A 15,746-nucleotide genomic window follows, 5' to 3' on the forward strand; every position below is an offset into this window, starting at 1 on the left:
GTTCGGTGAGTTTTGATAAGGCCAGGACCTAGCGTAGATCCACCACCGATTTGCCCAGCCGGAACGGCGCGGCAAAGGCCACCATGCAGAGCGCGAGGATCTGCAACACCAGAATATGAGCGTTGTCCTGAAGATATTCCCATTCGCTCTTGAGCTGGGTGATCTGCCCGATCAGCGCGTCATAGGCGCGGGCCAGGATCAGAAAATCGCCCGCAATGGTCGGCACCTTGCGGCGCAGGGTGTCGACGGCGGCTTTGGTCGGGGCATCCAGCGCGGTAAAAACGGTAAAGGCGGCGGGATCGAAGGCATCCGCCTTGGCGGCCATTTCCATCATCTCAGGCGTGTGCTCGGCGCGGCCAAAGATCAGCCGCAGCCCCTGCAGCGGGGTGACCTGATCGGTGACGGCGATGAACAGCGGCAGCTCGGCATTGCCCGCGGTGGAGGCGGAGAGAAACTCGATCTTGTCGCAGAGCGTGGCGATATCGCTGTCATAGGCCGGATCGCAGAAGCGCAGGCGAAAGCGCGCGGCGTCGCGGTCAAAAGAGGCGGTGGCGGCATAGGCGATGTCGATCTGCCGTTCCAGCCGCCCGGTGTCGGCCTTGTAGATGCCCGCCAGCACAGCAACCAGCGCGCCGATACCGCCGAGCACCACCCAGCCCAGATCCGCCAGCCGCCAGACGCGGTGTCCTGCTGGATGGCGAAACAGCAGCACGGTGCCAAGGCTGCCTGCGCCGAAACACAGGAGGATCAGCAGCAGCTGATTGTCGGCGATGGTCATCATGGCGGCGGCTCCTGCGGGTGGGTCCGGGGTGGGCTGGCTCAGGGGAAGTGTAGAAAGACCAGCGCCTTGCAGGCAAGCGCTATCACCGCGCGGCCGGTGATGCCCAGAGGCGCGGTGGGGGATGTCCTGATTGTGATGTCACCCGCGTGGTGGGGAGCGGGTAGTTGCTGCGGGCAGCAAAGAGCAGGCGGCGCCGCCAAGGGCCCAATGTCTCCACTGGGGCCAGAGGCGGAGGGTGGGATGGGGATTGCCCATCTTCGCGAGATATCTGCGAACCACCCCGGTTGGTGGCCGTGGCGTCCGATCTCCAGGTGGTGGGGCGGGGTGTCAGACCGCCCCGGATGTCGCGACGGGATCAGCCTGACAGAGCGGGTTTAAGCGAAGGTGCAGGGGGCGTGCGGTGGTCCGGGGGCTGGCGCAACGGGGGTATGAGGCACCTTGACCGGGCCGCGTGCCAGCCCCCGGCAGGCGCAGACCTATAGGCGGGATGCCTTCCCCCTCTCGGCGGCAAAACCGCCTGCCGGGCAGGGGGCGGGAGTATTTGGGGAAGGTGAAGGGGTTGGCGGAGTTCCCCTTTGGGACGTGGGGCGCCAGCCGCACGGCCCGCGCCTGACCTTCCCGTTATGCCAGAGGCATGCTTTCAGCATGACGAAGGCGCTTCACGCCTCCCCAAGGTCAGGCGCGGGCCTTGTGGGGAGGGAGGGTGGCGAGGGGCATCGGTTCAGTTTTTCTCAAAAGAGTTAACCAAGTGGATTGCATAAGCCGAATTTCACGCCTGGCGTCCGTTTAGTTGATCTCGAGGTCGCGGTGCCAGACATTATAAAGACTGTCTCCCGTTTGATAGAATTGTCTGACGAGCCGGATGTACTCTTTGAAGTCTTTGTTTTGCTGTACGACACGATTAACAGTGCCCCAGTCGATATCAGGTCGTTCTCGGGCAGGTATCAAGATTTCGCTGGATGAAAAGTCATCAGGATCAAACTTTATCACACCAATGCCGTGCAGCCCTGATAGGAGACGAAGCTCCTTTAGAGTATCGGTCCCATGAAACTCTACGGCAACCAAATATCCGAAATTGGCCCAAGATGAATTGCTGACGGCTTGGAAAAAGGATTCTCGGAGGTTACTTCCGTTTACCTTAAGTTTTAGTTCGAACGACCAGAGCTTCGTCTTTTTGTCAGAGTATTCTTTCGCGCAATCGATGACCTCCCTGTCCCATGCTTGGCTCAAATCCTCCATGCCAACGACATCGGGATAAAGCCACTTATTTCCTGCATGCCCTCTATCGTTTGAGGACTTACGTTCATCGATGCGTCTAGTCGAAACGTTCAGTTCCTCTTTGAGGAATATCCGAAATAGTGGATAAAGGTCCTGCTCCCTGAACGAAATAGGAGTGACCGTCGTAGCTGAGCCTGAATGCGGTAACCTGTCTGTCGAGACCTCTTCTTCCTCAGAGTTCGACGAAAAAAAATATTTCCGAGGCCTGCCTTCAGTCGTTCTGATGCCGTGCCTTTTCTCGAGTCTATTCCTTTGAGAACCAATTTCAGCGACAATTTGCTGGACCATCGCTTCTGGCGTATCCAGCGGCACCTTCTTGGCGTTGCTAGATAAACGTTTTCTCTCGGTTGCTTCCGGATAGGTTCGAGTGATCCACTGTGCAATTTCACGTGCAGTGAATCTTTCCTCTGGATTATCTTTCAAAAATTTTGGAACAAACTTGGTAATGCTAAAATCAGTCATTTTCCCCCTCAAACATCCAGCTCCTCCACGAACTTCGCGTTTTCCTGAATATACTGGAAACGAAGCTCGGGTTTCTTGCCCATCAGGCGCTCGACCAGGTCGCCGGTTTCGCCGGGCTCGTCCTCGTCGATGGTGACGCGGATCAGCTTGCGGGTCTTGGGGTCCATCGTGGTCTCTTTCAAATCCTTGGCGTCCATTTCGCCAAGACCCTTGAAGCGGGAGACGTCGATCTTGCCCTTGCCGCCGAGGCCCTTTTCCAGCCATTTGTCGCGCTCGGCCTCATCGAGGCAGTAGACGCGGCGCGCACCCTGGGTCAGGCGGAACAGCGGCGGGCAGGCGAGGTAGAGGTGGCCGCCGTCAATGAGCGGGCGCATCTGGGTGAAGAAGAAGGTCATCAGCAGCGAGGCGATATGGGCGCCGTCGACGTCCGCATCGGTCATGATGATGATCTTGTCATAGCGCAGATCGTCGAGGTTGAATTTGGTGCCAAGGCCGACGCCAAGCGCCTCGCAGAGGTCGTTGATCTCCTGATTGGATCCGAGTTTGTTGGAGGCCGCGCCCAGCACGTTCAGGATCTTGCCCTTCAGGGGCAAGAGCGCCTGATTGACCCGGTTGCGCGCGCCCTTGCCGGAGCCGCCCGCGGAGTCGCCCTCGACGATGAACAGCTCGGTGCCGGCGCGGTCCTTGGAGGTGCAGTCGGTCAGCTTGCCGGGCAGGCGCAGTTTCTTGGTGGCGGATTTGCGCTGGGTCTCTTTCTCCTGCTTGCGGCGCAGGCGTTCCTCGGCGCGCAGCACGAGAAAGTCGAGGATGGCGCCGGCCGATTTGGTGTCGGCGGCCAGCCAGTTGTCGAAATGATCGCGGACCGAGTTTTCCACCATCTTGGCGGCAGCCTCGGTCGAGAGGCGGTCCTTGGTCTGGCCGACAAAGGCGGGATCGGCGATGAAGCAGGAGACCAGCGCGCAGCCGCCCGCCATCAGGTCGTCGCGGGTGATGTTGCCGGCCTTCTTGTTGCTGACCAGCTCGCCGTAGGCCTTGATCCCTTTTAGGATTGCGGCCCAGAAGCCCGCCACATGGGTGCCGCCCTCGGGTGTGGGGACGGTGTTACAGTAGGACTGGGTGAAGCCGTCGCGGGACGGCGTCCAGTTGATCGCCCATTCCACGTATCCCGGCGCGTTGAATTTCTCGCGGAACTCGACCTTACCGGCAAAGGGCTGGTCGGCGTAGACGGAGGATCTGCCGAGCACCTCTGTCAGGTAGTCCTTGAGGCCGCCGGGGAAGTGGAAGGTGGCCTCGGTCGGGGTCTCATTGTCGTCGATTTCCGATTTCCAGCGGATTTCGACGCCGGAGAACAGATAGGCCTTGGAGCGCACGAGGGTAAACAGGCGCTTGGGCTTGAACCGGTGGGAGCCGAAGATCTGTTCATCCGCGTGGAATGTGACGAAGGTGCCGCGCTTGTTGGGGGCGGCGCCGATTTTTTCCACCGGACCCTGGGGGAGGCCGCGCGAGAAACGCTGTTCGAACAGTTCCTTGTTCTTGGCCACTTGCACCACCATGGAATCCGACAGCGCGTTCACCACGGAGGAGCCGACGCCGTGCAGGCCGCCCGAGGTCTGATAGGCCTTGCCGGAGAATTTGCCGCCTGCGTGCAGGGTGCAGAGGATCACCTCAAGTGCCGATTTGTCCGGGAACTTCGGGTGCGGATCAATCGGGATGCCACGGCCATTGTCGGAGATGGTGACGGAAAAATCCGCGTGCAGCGTCACCTCGATCCGGTTGGCGTGGCCGGCGACGGCCTCGTCCATGGAGTTGTCGAGGATCTCGGCGACCATATGGTGCAGCGCGCGCTCATCGGTGCCGCCAATATACATGCCGGGGCGCTGGCGGACCGGTTCGAGGCCTTCCAGAACCTCGATCGAGGAAGCGTCATAGGTCTCAGAAGCGGGCGTGCTGAGGAGGTCGTCGGCCATATGCGGGGCTGCTCTTGGTTGGTTTTGATTTGCCGCCATTATGGCAGGTGTTGGGGCCGGGTGGAAGAGGCACGCAAGGGGCTGTGGATAAGGCAGGGCAGGGTGCGCGGCGATCAGTTCATCGGCAGTAAGGCCGGGCAACTGGGTGCGGCGATATTCTTCGTGCGGTGCCTGGGCTTGCGGGCTACACCTGTGGGCAACGGCAGGCAGGAGGAGGGCGCGCGGGTGGCTGAGACTGGGATCAAGACGCAGGATTGGGCGGTGTTCCGCGCTGAGGCGCAGCGGATGCTGGAGGCGGCGCTGGACCAGATGCAAGAGGCAGCGGAGCGCCCCTGGCAGCCGGTGCCGGAGGATATTGACGCGCGCTATGCGGTGACGGCGGAGGCGCTGGGGCCGCAAGAGACGGTCGACCGGATCATCCGGGACGTGCTGCCCTATCACGGTGGCAACACCCATCCGCGGTTCTGGGGCTGGGTGCAGGGATCGGGTCTGGCGACGGATCTGATCGCCTCGGTTGCGGCGGCGGCGGTCAATGCCAATATGGGCGGGCGCGACCATGGCGCGAACTACATGGAGCGCGCGGTTGTCGACTGGACGCGCCGCAAAATGGGGATGCCGGAGGGGGCCAGCGGCATTCTGGTGACCGGCACCTCGCAGGCGACGGTGATTGCCTTTCAGGCGGCGCGGCTGCGGGTGCTGAAGGATGTCCGCAAGACCGGCCAGGGCGCGGTGCGGCTGACCGCCTATGCGGGCGAGGGCGTGCATAATGCCTCGCTGAAGGCGGTGGAGCTGTTGGGTATCGGTTCGGACAATCTGCGCAAGGTGCCGCTGGTCGATGGCCGGCTGGACTGCGCGGCCTTGGCCCGGATGGTGGCCGAGGATCGGGCCAAGGGCGCGCTGCCCTTTCTGCTGGTGGGCAATGCGGGCACCGTGGATCTGGGGCAGTTTGACGATCTGAATGCCTTGGCCGATGCGGCAGCGGATCTGGGGCTTTGGCTGCATGTGGACGGGGCCTTTGGCGCCTGGACGCGGATTGCGGCGGAGCCTTACCGGTCGCTGAGCGACGGGATCGGCCGGGCCGATAGCATTGCGCTGGATTTCCACAAATGGATGTATGTGGGCTATGACTGCGGCATGGCGCTGCTGAGGAATGAGGACGAGCACCGCGCGGCCTTTGCGGCGCGGCCTGCCTATCTGGAAGGGGCCGAGCGCGGGCTGGCGGGCGGTGAGCCGTGGTTCTGCGACTATGGCATTGACCTCAGCCGTGGCAACCGGGCGCTGAAGGTCTGGACGGCGCTTGAGACCTATGGCGAGGCGGCGTTCTGCGAGGCGATCACCGGCAATTGCGAGCTGGCGGCGCTGATGGCGGCTGAGGTTGAGGCGCAGCCGCTGATGGCACTGGGCGCGCCGGTGGTATCGAATATCTGCGTCTTCACCGCGCGCAGCGATCTGACGCCGGAGGCGCAGTCTGTGATCAACGCGCATATTGCCCAGACCCTGCAGGAAAGCGGCGAGGCGGTGTTTTCGACCACCCGCGCAGGCGGCCGCGTGATGCTGCGCGCCGCGATCACCAACCACCGCAGCCGCGAGGCGGATGTGCGGGCGGCGATTGCCGCGGTGGCGCGGGAGGCGGCGGCGTAAAGCGATGAGCCCCGCGCCTGCCTGGGCGGGCGCAGGCGTGACGGCGCGGCTTGGCGCCCGGCGCGATAGATGATTGCCGTTGCGTCTTGTTGCGCCGGTGAACGCGCCTGCCGGGGGGGCAGGCAGGCGCGGGGCGGCGGTGCCGCCTTGCGTAACATCTGTGACGTTCGGTTCCGTCTTTCCGCCACGTCAGATTCCGCTACTCTCGGGTCAGACAATCAGGGAGAGTAACATGGCCTGGATCAGGACCGTTCCGTTTGAAGAGGCAACCGGCAAGCTGAAAAAGCTCTACGAGCGGGTGACCGGGCCGGGCAACAATGTCGACAACATCATGATGGTGCACAGTCTGCGGCCGCATTCGATGGAAGGGCATATGGCGCTTTACAAGAATGTGCTGCACCACAGCGGCAACAGCCTGCCGAAATGGTATCTGGAGGTGCTGGGAGTCTGGGTCTCGTCCCTGAACGACTGCGCCTATTGCGTGGAGCACCATTTTGCCGGCCTCCAGCGGCTGCTGGCGGATGAAGCGCGGGGGCAGGAGATCCGCGCCGCGATCGAGGCGCGCAACCCGCAGCTGGCGCCGTTGGATCCGGCGCAGCGGGCCGGGCTGGTCTATGCGCGCAAGCTTACCGAAGCCCCGGCCGCGCTGATCGAGGCGGATATCCATGCGCTGCGGGCCGCCGGTCTGGATGACGGGCAGATTCTGGAGATCAATCAGGTCTGCGCCTATTTCTCCTATGCCAACCGCACCGTGCTGGGGCTGGGCTGTTCGATCCGGGGGGATGTGCTGGGGCTGAGCCCCAACAACAGCGACAATCCGGAGGACTGGGGCCACAGCTGATCCCGGCGATCAGGCAGCGACCGGCTTGGTCAGGATCGGGCGCAACAGGGTGAAGACGGGTGCCAGCACGAGGGCTGCGCTACAGATCGCGGCCTTTGGATCCACCGGCGACGTGAGGTCGAGATCAGACCACAGGGTCAGCGACTTGCGGCGCAGGAGATCGGCGTGGGGATGGGTTTGATCCTGTGGCCCCGGCACCCGTTTCAGCTCAGCCGCATTGGGTCGAAACCCCTTGAGGGTGAGGATATCCAGCAGCGCCGCCAGCTCATCGGCAAAGCCGCTGTCGGGGGGCTGTCGGCGCCCGTCGATCTGGTCGAGGCCTGCCGTCGGATAGACCCGGACCAGCGGCCGGCCCGCAACCGCAATGCGCCAGCGGCTGAGCGCAGCACCGTCAAGGCTCATGACACCGCCGCCGACGCGCAGCCGGGCCGGGTCGATGCCAAAGAACAGCCCGGCCCCCGGCAGCAGCGGCAGCTTCCACAGCATATGCAGATGGGTGTGATAGGGGGTCTTGTCCCTGGAAAACCGCAGATCGCGCTGGGGCCGGAACAGCTTGCCCTGAATGCCGGGGTGATGCGGGCGCAGGTAATCGGCAACCTCGGCCAGCAGCGCCTCTGCCGGGCGGCGCAACTGGTCGTCATAGCGGGCCTTATGCGTCTGGAACCAGTCGCGGCTGTTGTTCTGCGACAGCTCCGTCAGGAAGGCCTGCGCATCAGGGATCAGCTGGCGTGTGAGATCGGACATGCAGGCGCTCCTTGCTGGCGATGATCGGCACCGCCAGCATATCACATTTGCCGCAGATCGTACGCATAAGACGGGGCGCATAACCGGCACGGCAGACGTCGGCGGGCAGATTGCAACCGGAGCGGAAATGAGGCTTGCCGTCATGTCGACCCGTGCCTAAGGCTTGCATATGACACAGAGATTGCCCGCGCCTGCCCCGAACACACTCCTCGCCCATAGTCGCGCCATTGCCGTGCTTGGCCTGCCGTTGATTGGCGGGCATGTGGCGCAGTTTGCCATCGGGCTGACCGATACGGTGATGCTGGGCTGGTATGGGGTCGATGAGCTGGCGGCGGTGACGCTGGGCTCGTCCTATTTCTTCTCGATCTTCCTGTTCGGATCCGGCTTTGCCTTTGCTGTGATGCCGATGGTGGCCGCCGCAGCCGGTGCCGGCGAAGAGCGTCAGATCCGGCGTTCTACCCGCATGGGGCTTTGGCTGTCGCTGGTCTACGGGGTGCTGGCGATGCCGCTGTTGTGGTGGTCAGAGGCGATCCTGCTGTTGCTGGGCCAGGAGGAGAAGGTGGCGCATGACGCGGCGGAATACCTAAGGATTGCAGGCTGGGCGCTGTTTCCGGCGCTGCTCTATATGGTTGCGAAATCCTATCTGGCGGCGCTGGAACGGACCCAGATCGTGCTGTGGCTGTCGGTCTTTGGGGCGGTGGTGAACGGGCTGGTGAACTATGCGCTGATCTTTGGCAACTGGGGCGCACCTGAACTGGGGATTGCCGGGGCGGCGCTGGCCTCGCTGGTGACCAATGGCCTGTCCTTTGTGCTGGTGCTGGTCTACGCGCTGAAGGCCTTGCCGGAGCATGAGCTGCTGAAGAATTTCCAGCGTCCGGACTGGGAGATGCTGGGCCGGGTGCTGCGCATGGGGCTGCCGATCGGGCTGACCACGCTGGCCGAGGCCAGCCTGTTTGCGGCCTCGGCGATGATGATGGGCTGGCTGGGCACGGTGCCGCTGGCGGCCCATGGTATCGCGATTTCGCTGGGCGGGCTGACGTTCATGGTGCATCTAGGGCTGTCGAATGCGGCGACCATCCGGGCGGGCAATGCCTATGGCCGCGGCGACCGCGCGCATCTGGCACGCGGCGGCAAGGTGGTGACGCTGATGTCGCTGCTGGTATCGTCGGTGGCGATTGTCCTGTTCCTGACCGTGCCCGGCCCGCTGATGTCGCTGTTTCTGGACAGCGCCGACCCGCAGAAGGCCGAGATCCTGCTGATCGGCGGCGTGCTGCTGGCGGCGGCGGCGCTGTTTCAGCTGATGGATGGTATGCAGGTCATCGCGCTAGGCCTGTTGCGCGGTGTGCAGGACACCGGCGTGCCGATGGTGATTGCGGGGCTCAGCTATTGGGCGGTGGGGATACCGGCCTCTTATCTGCTCGGCTTTACCTTCGGCATGGGCGGGCTTGGCGTCTGGCTGGGGCTGGTGATCGGCCTGTCGGCGGCGGGGCTGTTCCTGATGATCCGGTTCTGGCGCCGCTCGATCAAGCGGGTGGGCGCCCCCTCCGCAACGCTGACCACCGGATAACGGCGCGAGGCACCTGTCAGCCGCGCACCGGAAAGGGGGCGGTATCGCCCCCTTTGGTCCTGTTGCCGGGTCATCACCGCGACCACCGGTAGCCGTGGCGGCGCGGGCTAGTTGCTGATCGGTGCCAGCAGATCGGGGTTGGTCACGAGATTGCGGACGCCATGGGCGTGGGTCTCGTTGAAATAATTATGCTCGAGCCAGGTGCCGACGCTGTGGATATTGACGCGGATCACCTTGGGTCGGACGCTCCAGGTGACCTGAAACGGGGAGCCTGTGGTATTGTACCCCGGACCGGTGGTGGAGCCGGCATAGCTGATCGGGGTGCCGGAATTGGCCGGGATGTTCTGCGCCTGATAGAGGTTGTTTCGGACCGTGAGACGGGTCAGTTCGGTGAAATCGGCGGCGTTTTCGTCATTGACCAGCACATAAACCTGCGCCTCAACCCGCAGCTGCGGGTTCTTGATCGCATCGCTGAGGCAGGCGCCCAGCGTTGGCCCCGGGGTCACCTGCGCGGTGGTGTGGACGTAATGCACCTCGATGGTGTCGCCCGGTTGCAGATCGCCGTGGCCGCCCTCGGCGCCGATGGGGCTGTCCAGCGGCGCCAGTTCCGCCTCGCTCAGCGTGCCGTCGTATTGATAGCCGGTGCCATAGCCCTTGCCATCGCCATTGCCCGCGTAGCTGGTGAATTCACCGCCGCGATGTTCTGCGTTTTCATGGAAATGGATATTGCAGAGGTTCATCTCGGTGGCGGGCGGTGCCGCGCTGAAGACGCGCAGGTTCTGCCCCTCGACCATGTCGATGTCGCGCGGCGATTGCGGACCAAATCCGGCCCCGAAGGTGCTCATGGCCAGTGCCGCACGTTGCCGGTCGATTTCGCTGTCCTTGACGGTCTGCGCACTGTCTGCGGCCAGTGCGACACCGCTGGCGAGGGTCAGGGCGGCAAAAGCGGGCATGATCGAAATATATGACGTCATCGGGAATCCTGTTGTGACTGAATGATACTGGTAACAGTGGCGGCAGTGGCGGATCTGCGCAGGACCAGAACAGGGGGCCGGGGTGATCGCGCTACAGTCCGAAACTGCCGCCAATGGTTCCTATAATGATTGTGTGATAAAAATATTAATCGCCTTATGGTTGCCATTGCAACCCACCCCTCACCGAAGGGCTGGCGGTGGCGTCCAGCGACAGAGGACGTAAGGAGCGGCGGCGCGACACGCATGATGTGCAAGCCGCCAAAGATCCGCGCGTACGCATCGGGTGATGTTCAGATCCGGCGCCACCGATGGCCGGTCATGCCCACGCTGATCAGGAGGGGTCGCTGTCCTTGGCGCCACGGGCCAGATGATCGGCCTTCTTGCGCACCAGCACCGAGCGCAGGTCGTGCATGGCGAGCAGCAGCTGGTCGGTGATCTCCTCCAGCTGCGCGGCGCTGGCCTTGCTTTGTGCCCAATGGGCGGTGCTGTTCAGATGCTCGATGGTGCGGTGAATGTCATCCATCTCGCGCGTGGCCAGCGTCTCGCGGCGCTGATCCATCCAGCTGCGGATCGCGTTCAGATCCTCGGCACTGAGGTCACGGTCGCCATGGGCGCGGATCTCGCCGCTGCGCAGCTTCACCACGGCGATCTGATCCATATCCAGCCGCCGCTGCCGGTTCTCACTATCGACGCGGAACACAAAGGCTCCGTTGTCGCGCAGGCGAAAGTAATAGTCCGGCAGGGAGGCAGCCATGCGAAACGCTCCGTTCAGCGCAGCGCGGCGCAGAAGGCCTGAATGCGGCGGCAGGCCTCGGTCAGGACGTCATCGGCCGCGGCGTAGCTGATGCGGAAGTTCGGCGACAACCCATAGGCGGCGCCATGGACCACGGCCACATTTGCCTCCGCCAGCAGCGCCTTGGCAAAGGCCTCGTCGTCGGTGATCTTGACGCCCCCGGCAGAGGTCCGCCCGATCAGCGCATGGATGGAGGGGTAGACATAGAAGGCCCCATCCGGCACCGGGCAGGCAACGCCTTCGATCTGGCTGAGCATCGAAATCACCAGATCGCGGCGGCGGCGGAACACAGCGGTATTGGGCAGGATGTAATCCTGGGTGCCATTCAGCGCCTCAACCGCGGCCCATTGGCTGATGGTGCAGGGGTTCGATGTGGATTGCGACTGGATCTTGCGCATCGCGTCGATCAGATGCTTGGGACCGGCGGCATAGCCGATCCGCCAGCCGGTCATCGCATAGGCTTTGGAGACGCCATTGCAGGTCAGCGTGCGGTCATAGAGCCGCGGTTCGATCTGCGCCGGTGTGCAGAAGGTGAAATCATCGAACACCAGATGCTCATACATGTCATCGGTCATCACCCAGACATGCGGGTGGCGCAGCAGCACCTCGGTCAGCGCCTTCAGCTCCTCCGGGTGGTAGCCGGCCCCGGTCGGGTTCGAGGGTGAGTTGAAGATGAACCATTTGGTCTGCGGCGTGATTGCCTCCTCCAGCTGGGCCGGGGTGATCTTGAACCCGGTGTCCAGCGAGGAGTCGACACAGACCGGCGTGCCACCGGCCAGCCGCACCATATCCGGGTAGGACACCCAATAGGGGGTCGGGATCACCACCTCATCGCCGGGATTGAGCGTTGCCATCAGCGCATTGTAGAGGATCTGCTTGCCGCCGGTGCCAACCGAAACCTGCGCCGGGGTATACTCCAACCCGTTGTCGCGGGCGAATTTATCGCAGACCGCCTGCTTCAGCTCGGGGATGCCGTCGGGGGCGGTGTATTTGGTCTTGCCTGCCTGAATGGCACGGATCGCGGCGTCCTTGATATTGTCGGGCGTGTCAAAGTCAGGCTCACCGGCGCTCAGGCCGATCACGTCACGGCCGGCCGCACGCAGTTCAGCGGCCAGCGTGGTGACGGCGATTGAGGGTGACGGTTTGACGCGGGAGAGGCTATCGGACAGAAATTGCATGGAAAGACCTCTGTTTGAATGTCATCTAGAACTGTCATAGGGTGCCGCTAACTTCCGATCAAGCGGGATCAGGAGACCGACAAACCGATAGGCCAACAGGAGCGGGCAAATGAGCAACGACGACATGAATTGGTATGGCCCCGACGCGGCAACCTTTGGTGACCGGGTGGCCGCTGCACGCGATGCAGCAGGCATGACCCAGGCGCAGCTGGCCCGTCGGCTGGGCATCAAGAAATCAACCCTGACCGGCTGGGAACAGGATCTGTCGGAACCGCGCGCCAACAAGCTGTCGATGATGGCGGGGCTGCTGAATGTGTCGATGCGCTGGCTGCTGACCGGCGAGGGCGAAGGCATGGAAGCCCCGGCTGGCGAACAGATGCCGCAGGATCTGGCGGCGGTGATGACCGAGCTGCGCCAGCTGCGCGAGGATCTGCGCAGCAATGCTGACCGGGCGGCGCGGCTGGAAAAACGCCTGCGCCTGGTGATGGAAGGCAGCGCACAATGAGCGAACTGCCTGCCCACCGGCTGAAGCGGTTGCAGATGCGCTCGATGCGGCGCGGAATCAAGGAGATGGATATTCTTCTTTCCGCCTATGCCGAGCGGACACTGGCCACGATGGGCCCGGCGGATCTCGATCTCTACGACCTGCTTTTGCAGGAGAATGATCAGGATCTGTACCAGTGGGTGACGGGGCAGGTGGCGGCGCCGGATCGGTTCTCGGCGCTGATCGACGACATAGCGCAAACCCATCAAAAAGAATAAAATTTCAGCTTAACGGATTTTTCGGGAATTTTCCGCATTGTTGCTCTCAGACACCATCGAGTCGGAGATGCGGATGAGTATGGAAATGCCAATCGGCCAGCAGGACACCAAAGGGTTCATGACTGGCTACCTTGAGGCGCTCGCAATGGTTGAGCGTCTTCACCGTCTGCTGCTGGACGTCATCAAGGACGAGTTTGAGCGTGTCGGCGTGCTGGAGATCAATGCGGTTCAGGCACTGCTGCTGTTCAATATCGGCAACAATGAGGTCACGGCGGGCGAATTGAAATCACGCGGCTACTATCAGGGCAGCAATGTCAGCTACAACCTGAAGAAACTGGTCGAGATGGGCTATATGCACCACCAGCGTTGCGAGATTGATCGCCGTTCGGTCCGGGTGCGCCTGACCGAGCGCGGTCGCGAGATTCGTGATATTGTTGCGGCGCTGTTTTCGCGCCACGCAGAAGGCCTGGAAGGCAAAGCTGTGATCAGCAGCGAGGGCATCGCGGATATCACAGCCTCGCTGAAGCGGGTGGAGCGTTACTGGTCCGACCAGATCCGCTACATCTATTGAGCCGGGTTTTGCACGCCTGAAACGGGGCGTGTTCCATCGGTCGCAACGCATATCCCTCTCGGCAGAACGCCGACTATCACCGATATGCCTGATCCTTTTGATTTGCTGCGCGGCAGCTGATCTGACCAAGCCATACCGACGCTGACCGGGCAGAAGGCCGGGAGCGGAGCGGATCCGGGGACCAGAAGGCCCATCAGGCTTGGACCATCTTTTCGGACAGCAGCATGGCTGACACACCACCGGGGCAACCGGCTGGTGCAATTTTGCGTGCCCTGCGGGTTGGCATGCCCTGATGGTGCGGCTGGGACACTGCTGGGACAGTGCGGTGCGGCTGGGGCGGCGTGCGGTGCGGCTTGGCGGCCTGCGCGCAGGGCGGCACAGATATGCCGCAGAGGTCAAGCGCCGCGCCGTCAGGCGCCGGGAGGACAGGGCGCGCGATGATGGTGCTGCCCTCCTGGCGGTTGCGGCTTACCAGCTGCCGGTGTTTTCCATGCTGGCCCAGGGTTCTGCCGGGTCCAGCGCGTCGCCGTTTTGCAGCAGTTCGATCGAGATATTATCGGGCGAGCGGACAAAGGCCATGTGGCCGTCGCGCGGCGGGCGGTTGATGGTGACACCATTGTCCATCAGATGCTGGCAGGTGGCGTAAATATCATCCACACCATAGGCCAGATGGCCGAAATGGCGGCTGTCGCTGGGCAGCGCGTCATCGCCATCCCAGTTGTAGGTCAGCTCAATCGGGGTGTCTTCCTGGCCTTCGGCAGCCATGAAGATCAGCGAGAAACGGCCCTTTTCGCTGTCATAGCGTTTGGTCTCTTTCAGGCCCAAAAGCGCATAGAACGCCATGGATTTTTCCAGGTCTTTGACGCGGACCATCGTGTGCAGATATTTCAGCGGCATCGGTGTCTTCCTCATATCAGGACGGTTGGCCCAAGGGGCGCGGCGTCCGTGTCGTATATCTCAGGCCCCTGACCATAATGCGTCCGCTGGCGGTGACCAGAGCGATTGCGGGATCTGATTGGCATTTCGGGCTTAAAACTTGGACTGGATGCCGAGGGAGAGAGACAATTCGCGAGACTGAAAGCGGCTGTGATTGCTATCTTTTTTGCCAGCGCGCAGGCGCAGTGTCGGGGCAAAACCCGCATAGTCGTAGTCCTCGAAGAAGAGGTTTACATCGGCATAATAGGACCGGTCTTCGCGGCCATCGGCCAGGTAGCGGGCGGGAAAGCCTGCGATGAACTGCGGGTAGTCGGATTGGCCAAGGATCAGTCCGGTGCTGATTTTGGCCGGCCCCAGCGGTTTGGCGAAGTGATAGCCGAGCCGCAGCGTGGCGCTGCGGCTGGAGGTGTTCACATGGCCCGATCTGCTGTCGCGCAGCGCAAGGCTGACGTCGATCTGATCGCCATTTTTCAGCGCGCGATTGACACGGAGGCCCAGGCCGAACACCTCGCCATCCTGCGAGGGGCCGCGCGGGTCGAGCCGCTGTTCTGCCATGCCATCCAGTGTCAGTCCGGTGCGCGCCGATAGCTGCCAGCTGCGCCGGGCGGTCAGTTTGACCAGATCATAGCTTTTGTCGCCGCCATACCAGGCGGTCCCAAAGCTGAGCCCGAGGGCGGCGGAGCCTTTGCGTTCGGGCGGGCCAGCGGCAAAGGCATGGGTCAGGGTGATCTCGCCGTAGGTCGATCCGAATTCGCTGTTGCGCGGCACCGTGGTGCCGGACTGCTGGGCGAGGGCGGCGGCCTTGGCCTTGGCGGCTGACGACAGTGCCACCCGCTGGACATAGCCGCGCGCGCTCAGCGTGGTGAGGCTGCTGCGGCTTTCCCGCAGGCGGTAGCCGATCGCGGCATCGAGCACGGCAACGGTCCCCTCCAGTGCCACCGACCGGGGACCAAACCGGCCCAGTGTCGGCACGCCGTCGATCACTTCCAGCGTGTTGTCGGCGCCGTTGTTGACGTTGTTTGAGGGCTTCAGCTCACCGCGCAGCTGGAAGGACCAGGGGTTGATCCGCCGCAGGACCTTATAGTCGGCGGCGATGCGTGTTTCGCTGATCTCATCGGGGGCGTGAATGGCGGTGCGGCGCAGCCAGACCTGCGCCAGCGTCGGCCGGGCGTCCTGCACCGCCAGCCGTGCGGCCAGCTGGGCTGCGCGGAATTTGCCTGCGCTGTCAGGGGCAAAGCGATAGGCGCGCGC

The 15,746-nt window shown here is 63.0% G+C and carries 15 protein-coding genes; 6 read left to right on the forward strand and 9 right to left on the reverse strand.

Features of this window, described 5'->3' with window-relative positions; translation table 11 throughout:
* Nucleotides 1-28: 28 nt before the first annotated feature.
* The 3 genes from VXL81_RS15620 to parE form a co-directional block, all read right to left on the reverse strand.
* Entirely contained in the window at nucleotides 29-781 is a 753-nt protein-coding gene (locus VXL81_RS15620) for a hypothetical protein (protein ID WP_416555026.1), read from the reverse strand.
* A gap of 786 nt (nucleotides 782-1,567) precedes the next feature.
* On the reverse strand, nucleotides 1,568-2,521 hold the full coding sequence (locus tag VXL81_RS15625) for a COG2958 family protein (RefSeq protein WP_416555028.1): 954 nt from the start codon (nucleotides 2,519-2,521) through the stop codon (nucleotides 1,568-1,570).
* Between the two features lie 8 nt (nucleotides 2,522-2,529).
* Nucleotides 2,530-4,488, reverse strand: coding sequence for a DNA topoisomerase IV subunit B (parE, locus tag VXL81_RS15630; protein ID WP_416555030.1), 1,959 nt, complete (start codon nucleotides 4,486-4,488; stop codon nucleotides 2,530-2,532).
* Nucleotides 4,489-4,713: 225 nt separating this feature from the next.
* Here parE and VXL81_RS15635 point away from each other — a divergent pair, with 225 nt between their 5' ends.
* Both VXL81_RS15635 and VXL81_RS15640 read left to right on the forward strand, forming a co-directional pair.
* Complete coding sequence (locus VXL81_RS15635; RefSeq protein ID WP_416555032.1) at nucleotides 4,714-6,129, forward strand: pyridoxal phosphate-dependent decarboxylase family protein; 1,416 nt, start codon at nucleotides 4,714-4,716, stop codon at nucleotides 6,127-6,129.
* Nucleotides 6,130-6,361: 232 nt separating this feature from the next.
* Nucleotides 6,362-6,970 carry a carboxymuconolactone decarboxylase family protein gene (locus VXL81_RS15640; RefSeq protein WP_416539022.1) on the forward strand — a complete coding sequence of 203 codons (609 nt, stop codon included), beginning with the start codon at nucleotides 6,362-6,364 and terminating at the stop codon, nucleotides 6,968-6,970.
* A 9-nt stretch (nucleotides 6,971-6,979) separates the two neighbouring features.
* Here the strand turns inward: VXL81_RS15640 and VXL81_RS15645 are convergent, their stop codons facing one another.
* Nucleotides 6,980-7,714: a DUF2461 domain-containing protein gene (locus VXL81_RS15645; RefSeq protein WP_340546012.1), complete on the reverse strand. Its 735-nt coding sequence runs from the start codon at nucleotides 7,712-7,714 to the stop codon at nucleotides 6,980-6,982.
* Nucleotides 7,715-7,883: 169 nt separating this feature from the next.
* On the opposite strand from VXL81_RS15645, the gene VXL81_RS15650 reads away from it, so the two are divergent.
* Nucleotides 7,884-9,281, forward strand: a complete 1,398-nt coding sequence (locus tag VXL81_RS15650; protein WP_340546010.1) for an MATE family efflux transporter — start codon at nucleotides 7,884-7,886, stop codon at nucleotides 9,279-9,281.
* A 107-nt stretch (nucleotides 9,282-9,388) separates the two neighbouring features.
* On the opposite strand, the gene VXL81_RS15655 is transcribed toward VXL81_RS15650, so the two are convergent.
* The 3 genes from VXL81_RS15655 to VXL81_RS15665 all read right to left on the reverse strand — a co-directional run bounded on the left by VXL81_RS15655 (nucleotide 9,389) and on the right by VXL81_RS15665 (nucleotide 12,226).
* Nucleotides 9,389-10,255 (reverse strand): delta-class carbonic anhydrase, encoded by an 867-nt coding sequence (locus VXL81_RS15655; RefSeq protein WP_416539020.1) that lies wholly within the window; start codon nucleotides 10,253-10,255, stop codon nucleotides 9,389-9,391.
* A 331-nt stretch (nucleotides 10,256-10,586) separates the two neighbouring features.
* Complete coding sequence (locus VXL81_RS15660; RefSeq protein WP_416546294.1) at nucleotides 10,587-11,009, reverse strand: hypothetical protein; 423 nt, start codon at nucleotides 11,007-11,009, stop codon at nucleotides 10,587-10,589.
* A 14-nt stretch (nucleotides 11,010-11,023) separates the two neighbouring features.
* The gene (locus VXL81_RS15665) at nucleotides 11,024-12,226 is read right to left on the reverse strand and encodes a pyridoxal phosphate-dependent aminotransferase (protein ID WP_416539018.1); all 1,203 of its coding nucleotides are present in this window, start codon (nucleotides 12,224-12,226) and stop codon (nucleotides 11,024-11,026) included.
* Nucleotides 12,227-12,335: 109 nt separating this feature from the next.
* Here VXL81_RS15665 and VXL81_RS15670 point away from each other — a divergent pair, with 109 nt between their 5' ends.
* The 3 genes from VXL81_RS15670 to VXL81_RS15680 all read left to right on the forward strand — a co-directional run bounded on the left by VXL81_RS15670 (nucleotide 12,336) and on the right by VXL81_RS15680 (nucleotide 13,559).
* On the forward strand, nucleotides 12,336-12,731 hold the full coding sequence (locus VXL81_RS15670; protein ID WP_416535692.1) for a helix-turn-helix domain-containing protein: 396 nt from the start codon (nucleotides 12,336-12,338) through the stop codon (nucleotides 12,729-12,731).
* The gene (locus VXL81_RS15675) at nucleotides 12,728-12,988 is read left to right on the forward strand and encodes a succinate dehydrogenase assembly factor 2 (protein WP_340546005.1); all 261 of its coding nucleotides are present in this window, start codon (nucleotides 12,728-12,730) and stop codon (nucleotides 12,986-12,988) included. Before VXL81_RS15670 ends, VXL81_RS15675 begins: the two co-directional genes overlap by 4 nt.
* 73 nt (nucleotides 12,989-13,061) lie before the next feature.
* The gene (locus tag VXL81_RS15680; RefSeq protein ID WP_416555034.1) at nucleotides 13,062-13,559 is read left to right on the forward strand and encodes a MarR family winged helix-turn-helix transcriptional regulator; all 498 of its coding nucleotides are present in this window, start codon (nucleotides 13,062-13,064) and stop codon (nucleotides 13,557-13,559) included.
* A 468-nt stretch (nucleotides 13,560-14,027) separates the two neighbouring features.
* On the opposite strand, the gene VXL81_RS15685 is transcribed toward VXL81_RS15680, so the two are convergent.
* Nucleotides 14,028-14,456 (reverse strand): VOC family protein, encoded by a 429-nt coding sequence (locus tag VXL81_RS15685; RefSeq protein WP_014875114.1) that lies wholly within the window; start codon nucleotides 14,454-14,456, stop codon nucleotides 14,028-14,030.
* 132 nt (nucleotides 14,457-14,588) lie between these two features.
* Nucleotides 14,589-15,746: hypothetical protein (locus VXL81_RS15690; protein ID WP_416555036.1), on the reverse strand; the 1,158-nt coding region annotated here is incomplete at its 5' end.

This window comes from Phaeobacter sp. JH204B, from assembly GCF_048055755.1.
GTDB lineage: Bacteria > Pseudomonadota > Alphaproteobacteria > Rhodobacterales > Rhodobacteraceae > Phaeobacter > Phaeobacter bryozoorum.

Excerpts from the sequence above, each read along its gene's own strand:
- VXL81_RS15665 (WP_416539018.1), bottom strand. The coding sequence starts at position 12,226 with ATGCAATTTCTGTCCGATAGCCTCTCCCGCGTCAAACCGTCACCCTCA.
- VXL81_RS15675 (WP_340546005.1), top strand. The coding sequence starts at position 12,728 with ATGAGCGAACTGCCTGCCCACCGGCTGAAGCGGTTGCAGATGCGCTCG.
- VXL81_RS15680 (WP_416555034.1), top strand. The coding sequence starts at position 13,062 with ATGAGTATGGAAATGCCAATCGGCCAGCAGGACACCAAAGGGTTCATG.
- VXL81_RS15660 (WP_416546294.1), bottom strand. The coding sequence starts at position 11,009 with ATGGCTGCCTCCCTGCCGGACTATTACTTTCGCCTGCGCGACAACGGA.
- parE (WP_416555030.1), bottom strand. The coding sequence starts at position 4,488 with ATGGCCGACGACCTCCTCAGCACGCCCGCTTCTGAGACCTATGACGCT.
- VXL81_RS15620 (WP_416555026.1), bottom strand. The coding sequence starts at position 781 with ATGATGACCATCGCCGACAATCAGCTGCTGCTGATCCTCCTGTGTTTC.
- VXL81_RS15685 (WP_014875114.1), bottom strand. The coding sequence starts at position 14,456 with ATGCCGCTGAAATATCTGCACACGATGGTCCGCGTCAAAGACCTGGAA.
- VXL81_RS15655 (WP_416539020.1), bottom strand. The coding sequence starts at position 10,255 with ATGACGTCATATATTTCGATCATGCCCGCTTTTGCCGCCCTGACCCTC.
- VXL81_RS15640 (WP_416539022.1), top strand. The coding sequence starts at position 6,362 with ATGGCCTGGATCAGGACCGTTCCGTTTGAAGAGGCAACCGGCAAGCTG.
- VXL81_RS15670 (WP_416535692.1), top strand. The coding sequence starts at position 12,336 with ATGAGCAACGACGACATGAATTGGTATGGCCCCGACGCGGCAACCTTT.
- VXL81_RS15645 (WP_340546012.1), bottom strand. The coding sequence starts at position 7,714 with ATGTCCGATCTCACACGCCAGCTGATCCCTGATGCGCAGGCCTTCCTG.
- VXL81_RS15650 (WP_340546010.1), top strand. The coding sequence starts at position 7,884 with ATGACACAGAGATTGCCCGCGCCTGCCCCGAACACACTCCTCGCCCAT.
- VXL81_RS15625 (WP_416555028.1), bottom strand. The coding sequence starts at position 2,521 with ATGACTGATTTTAGCATTACCAAGTTTGTTCCAAAATTTTTGAAAGAT.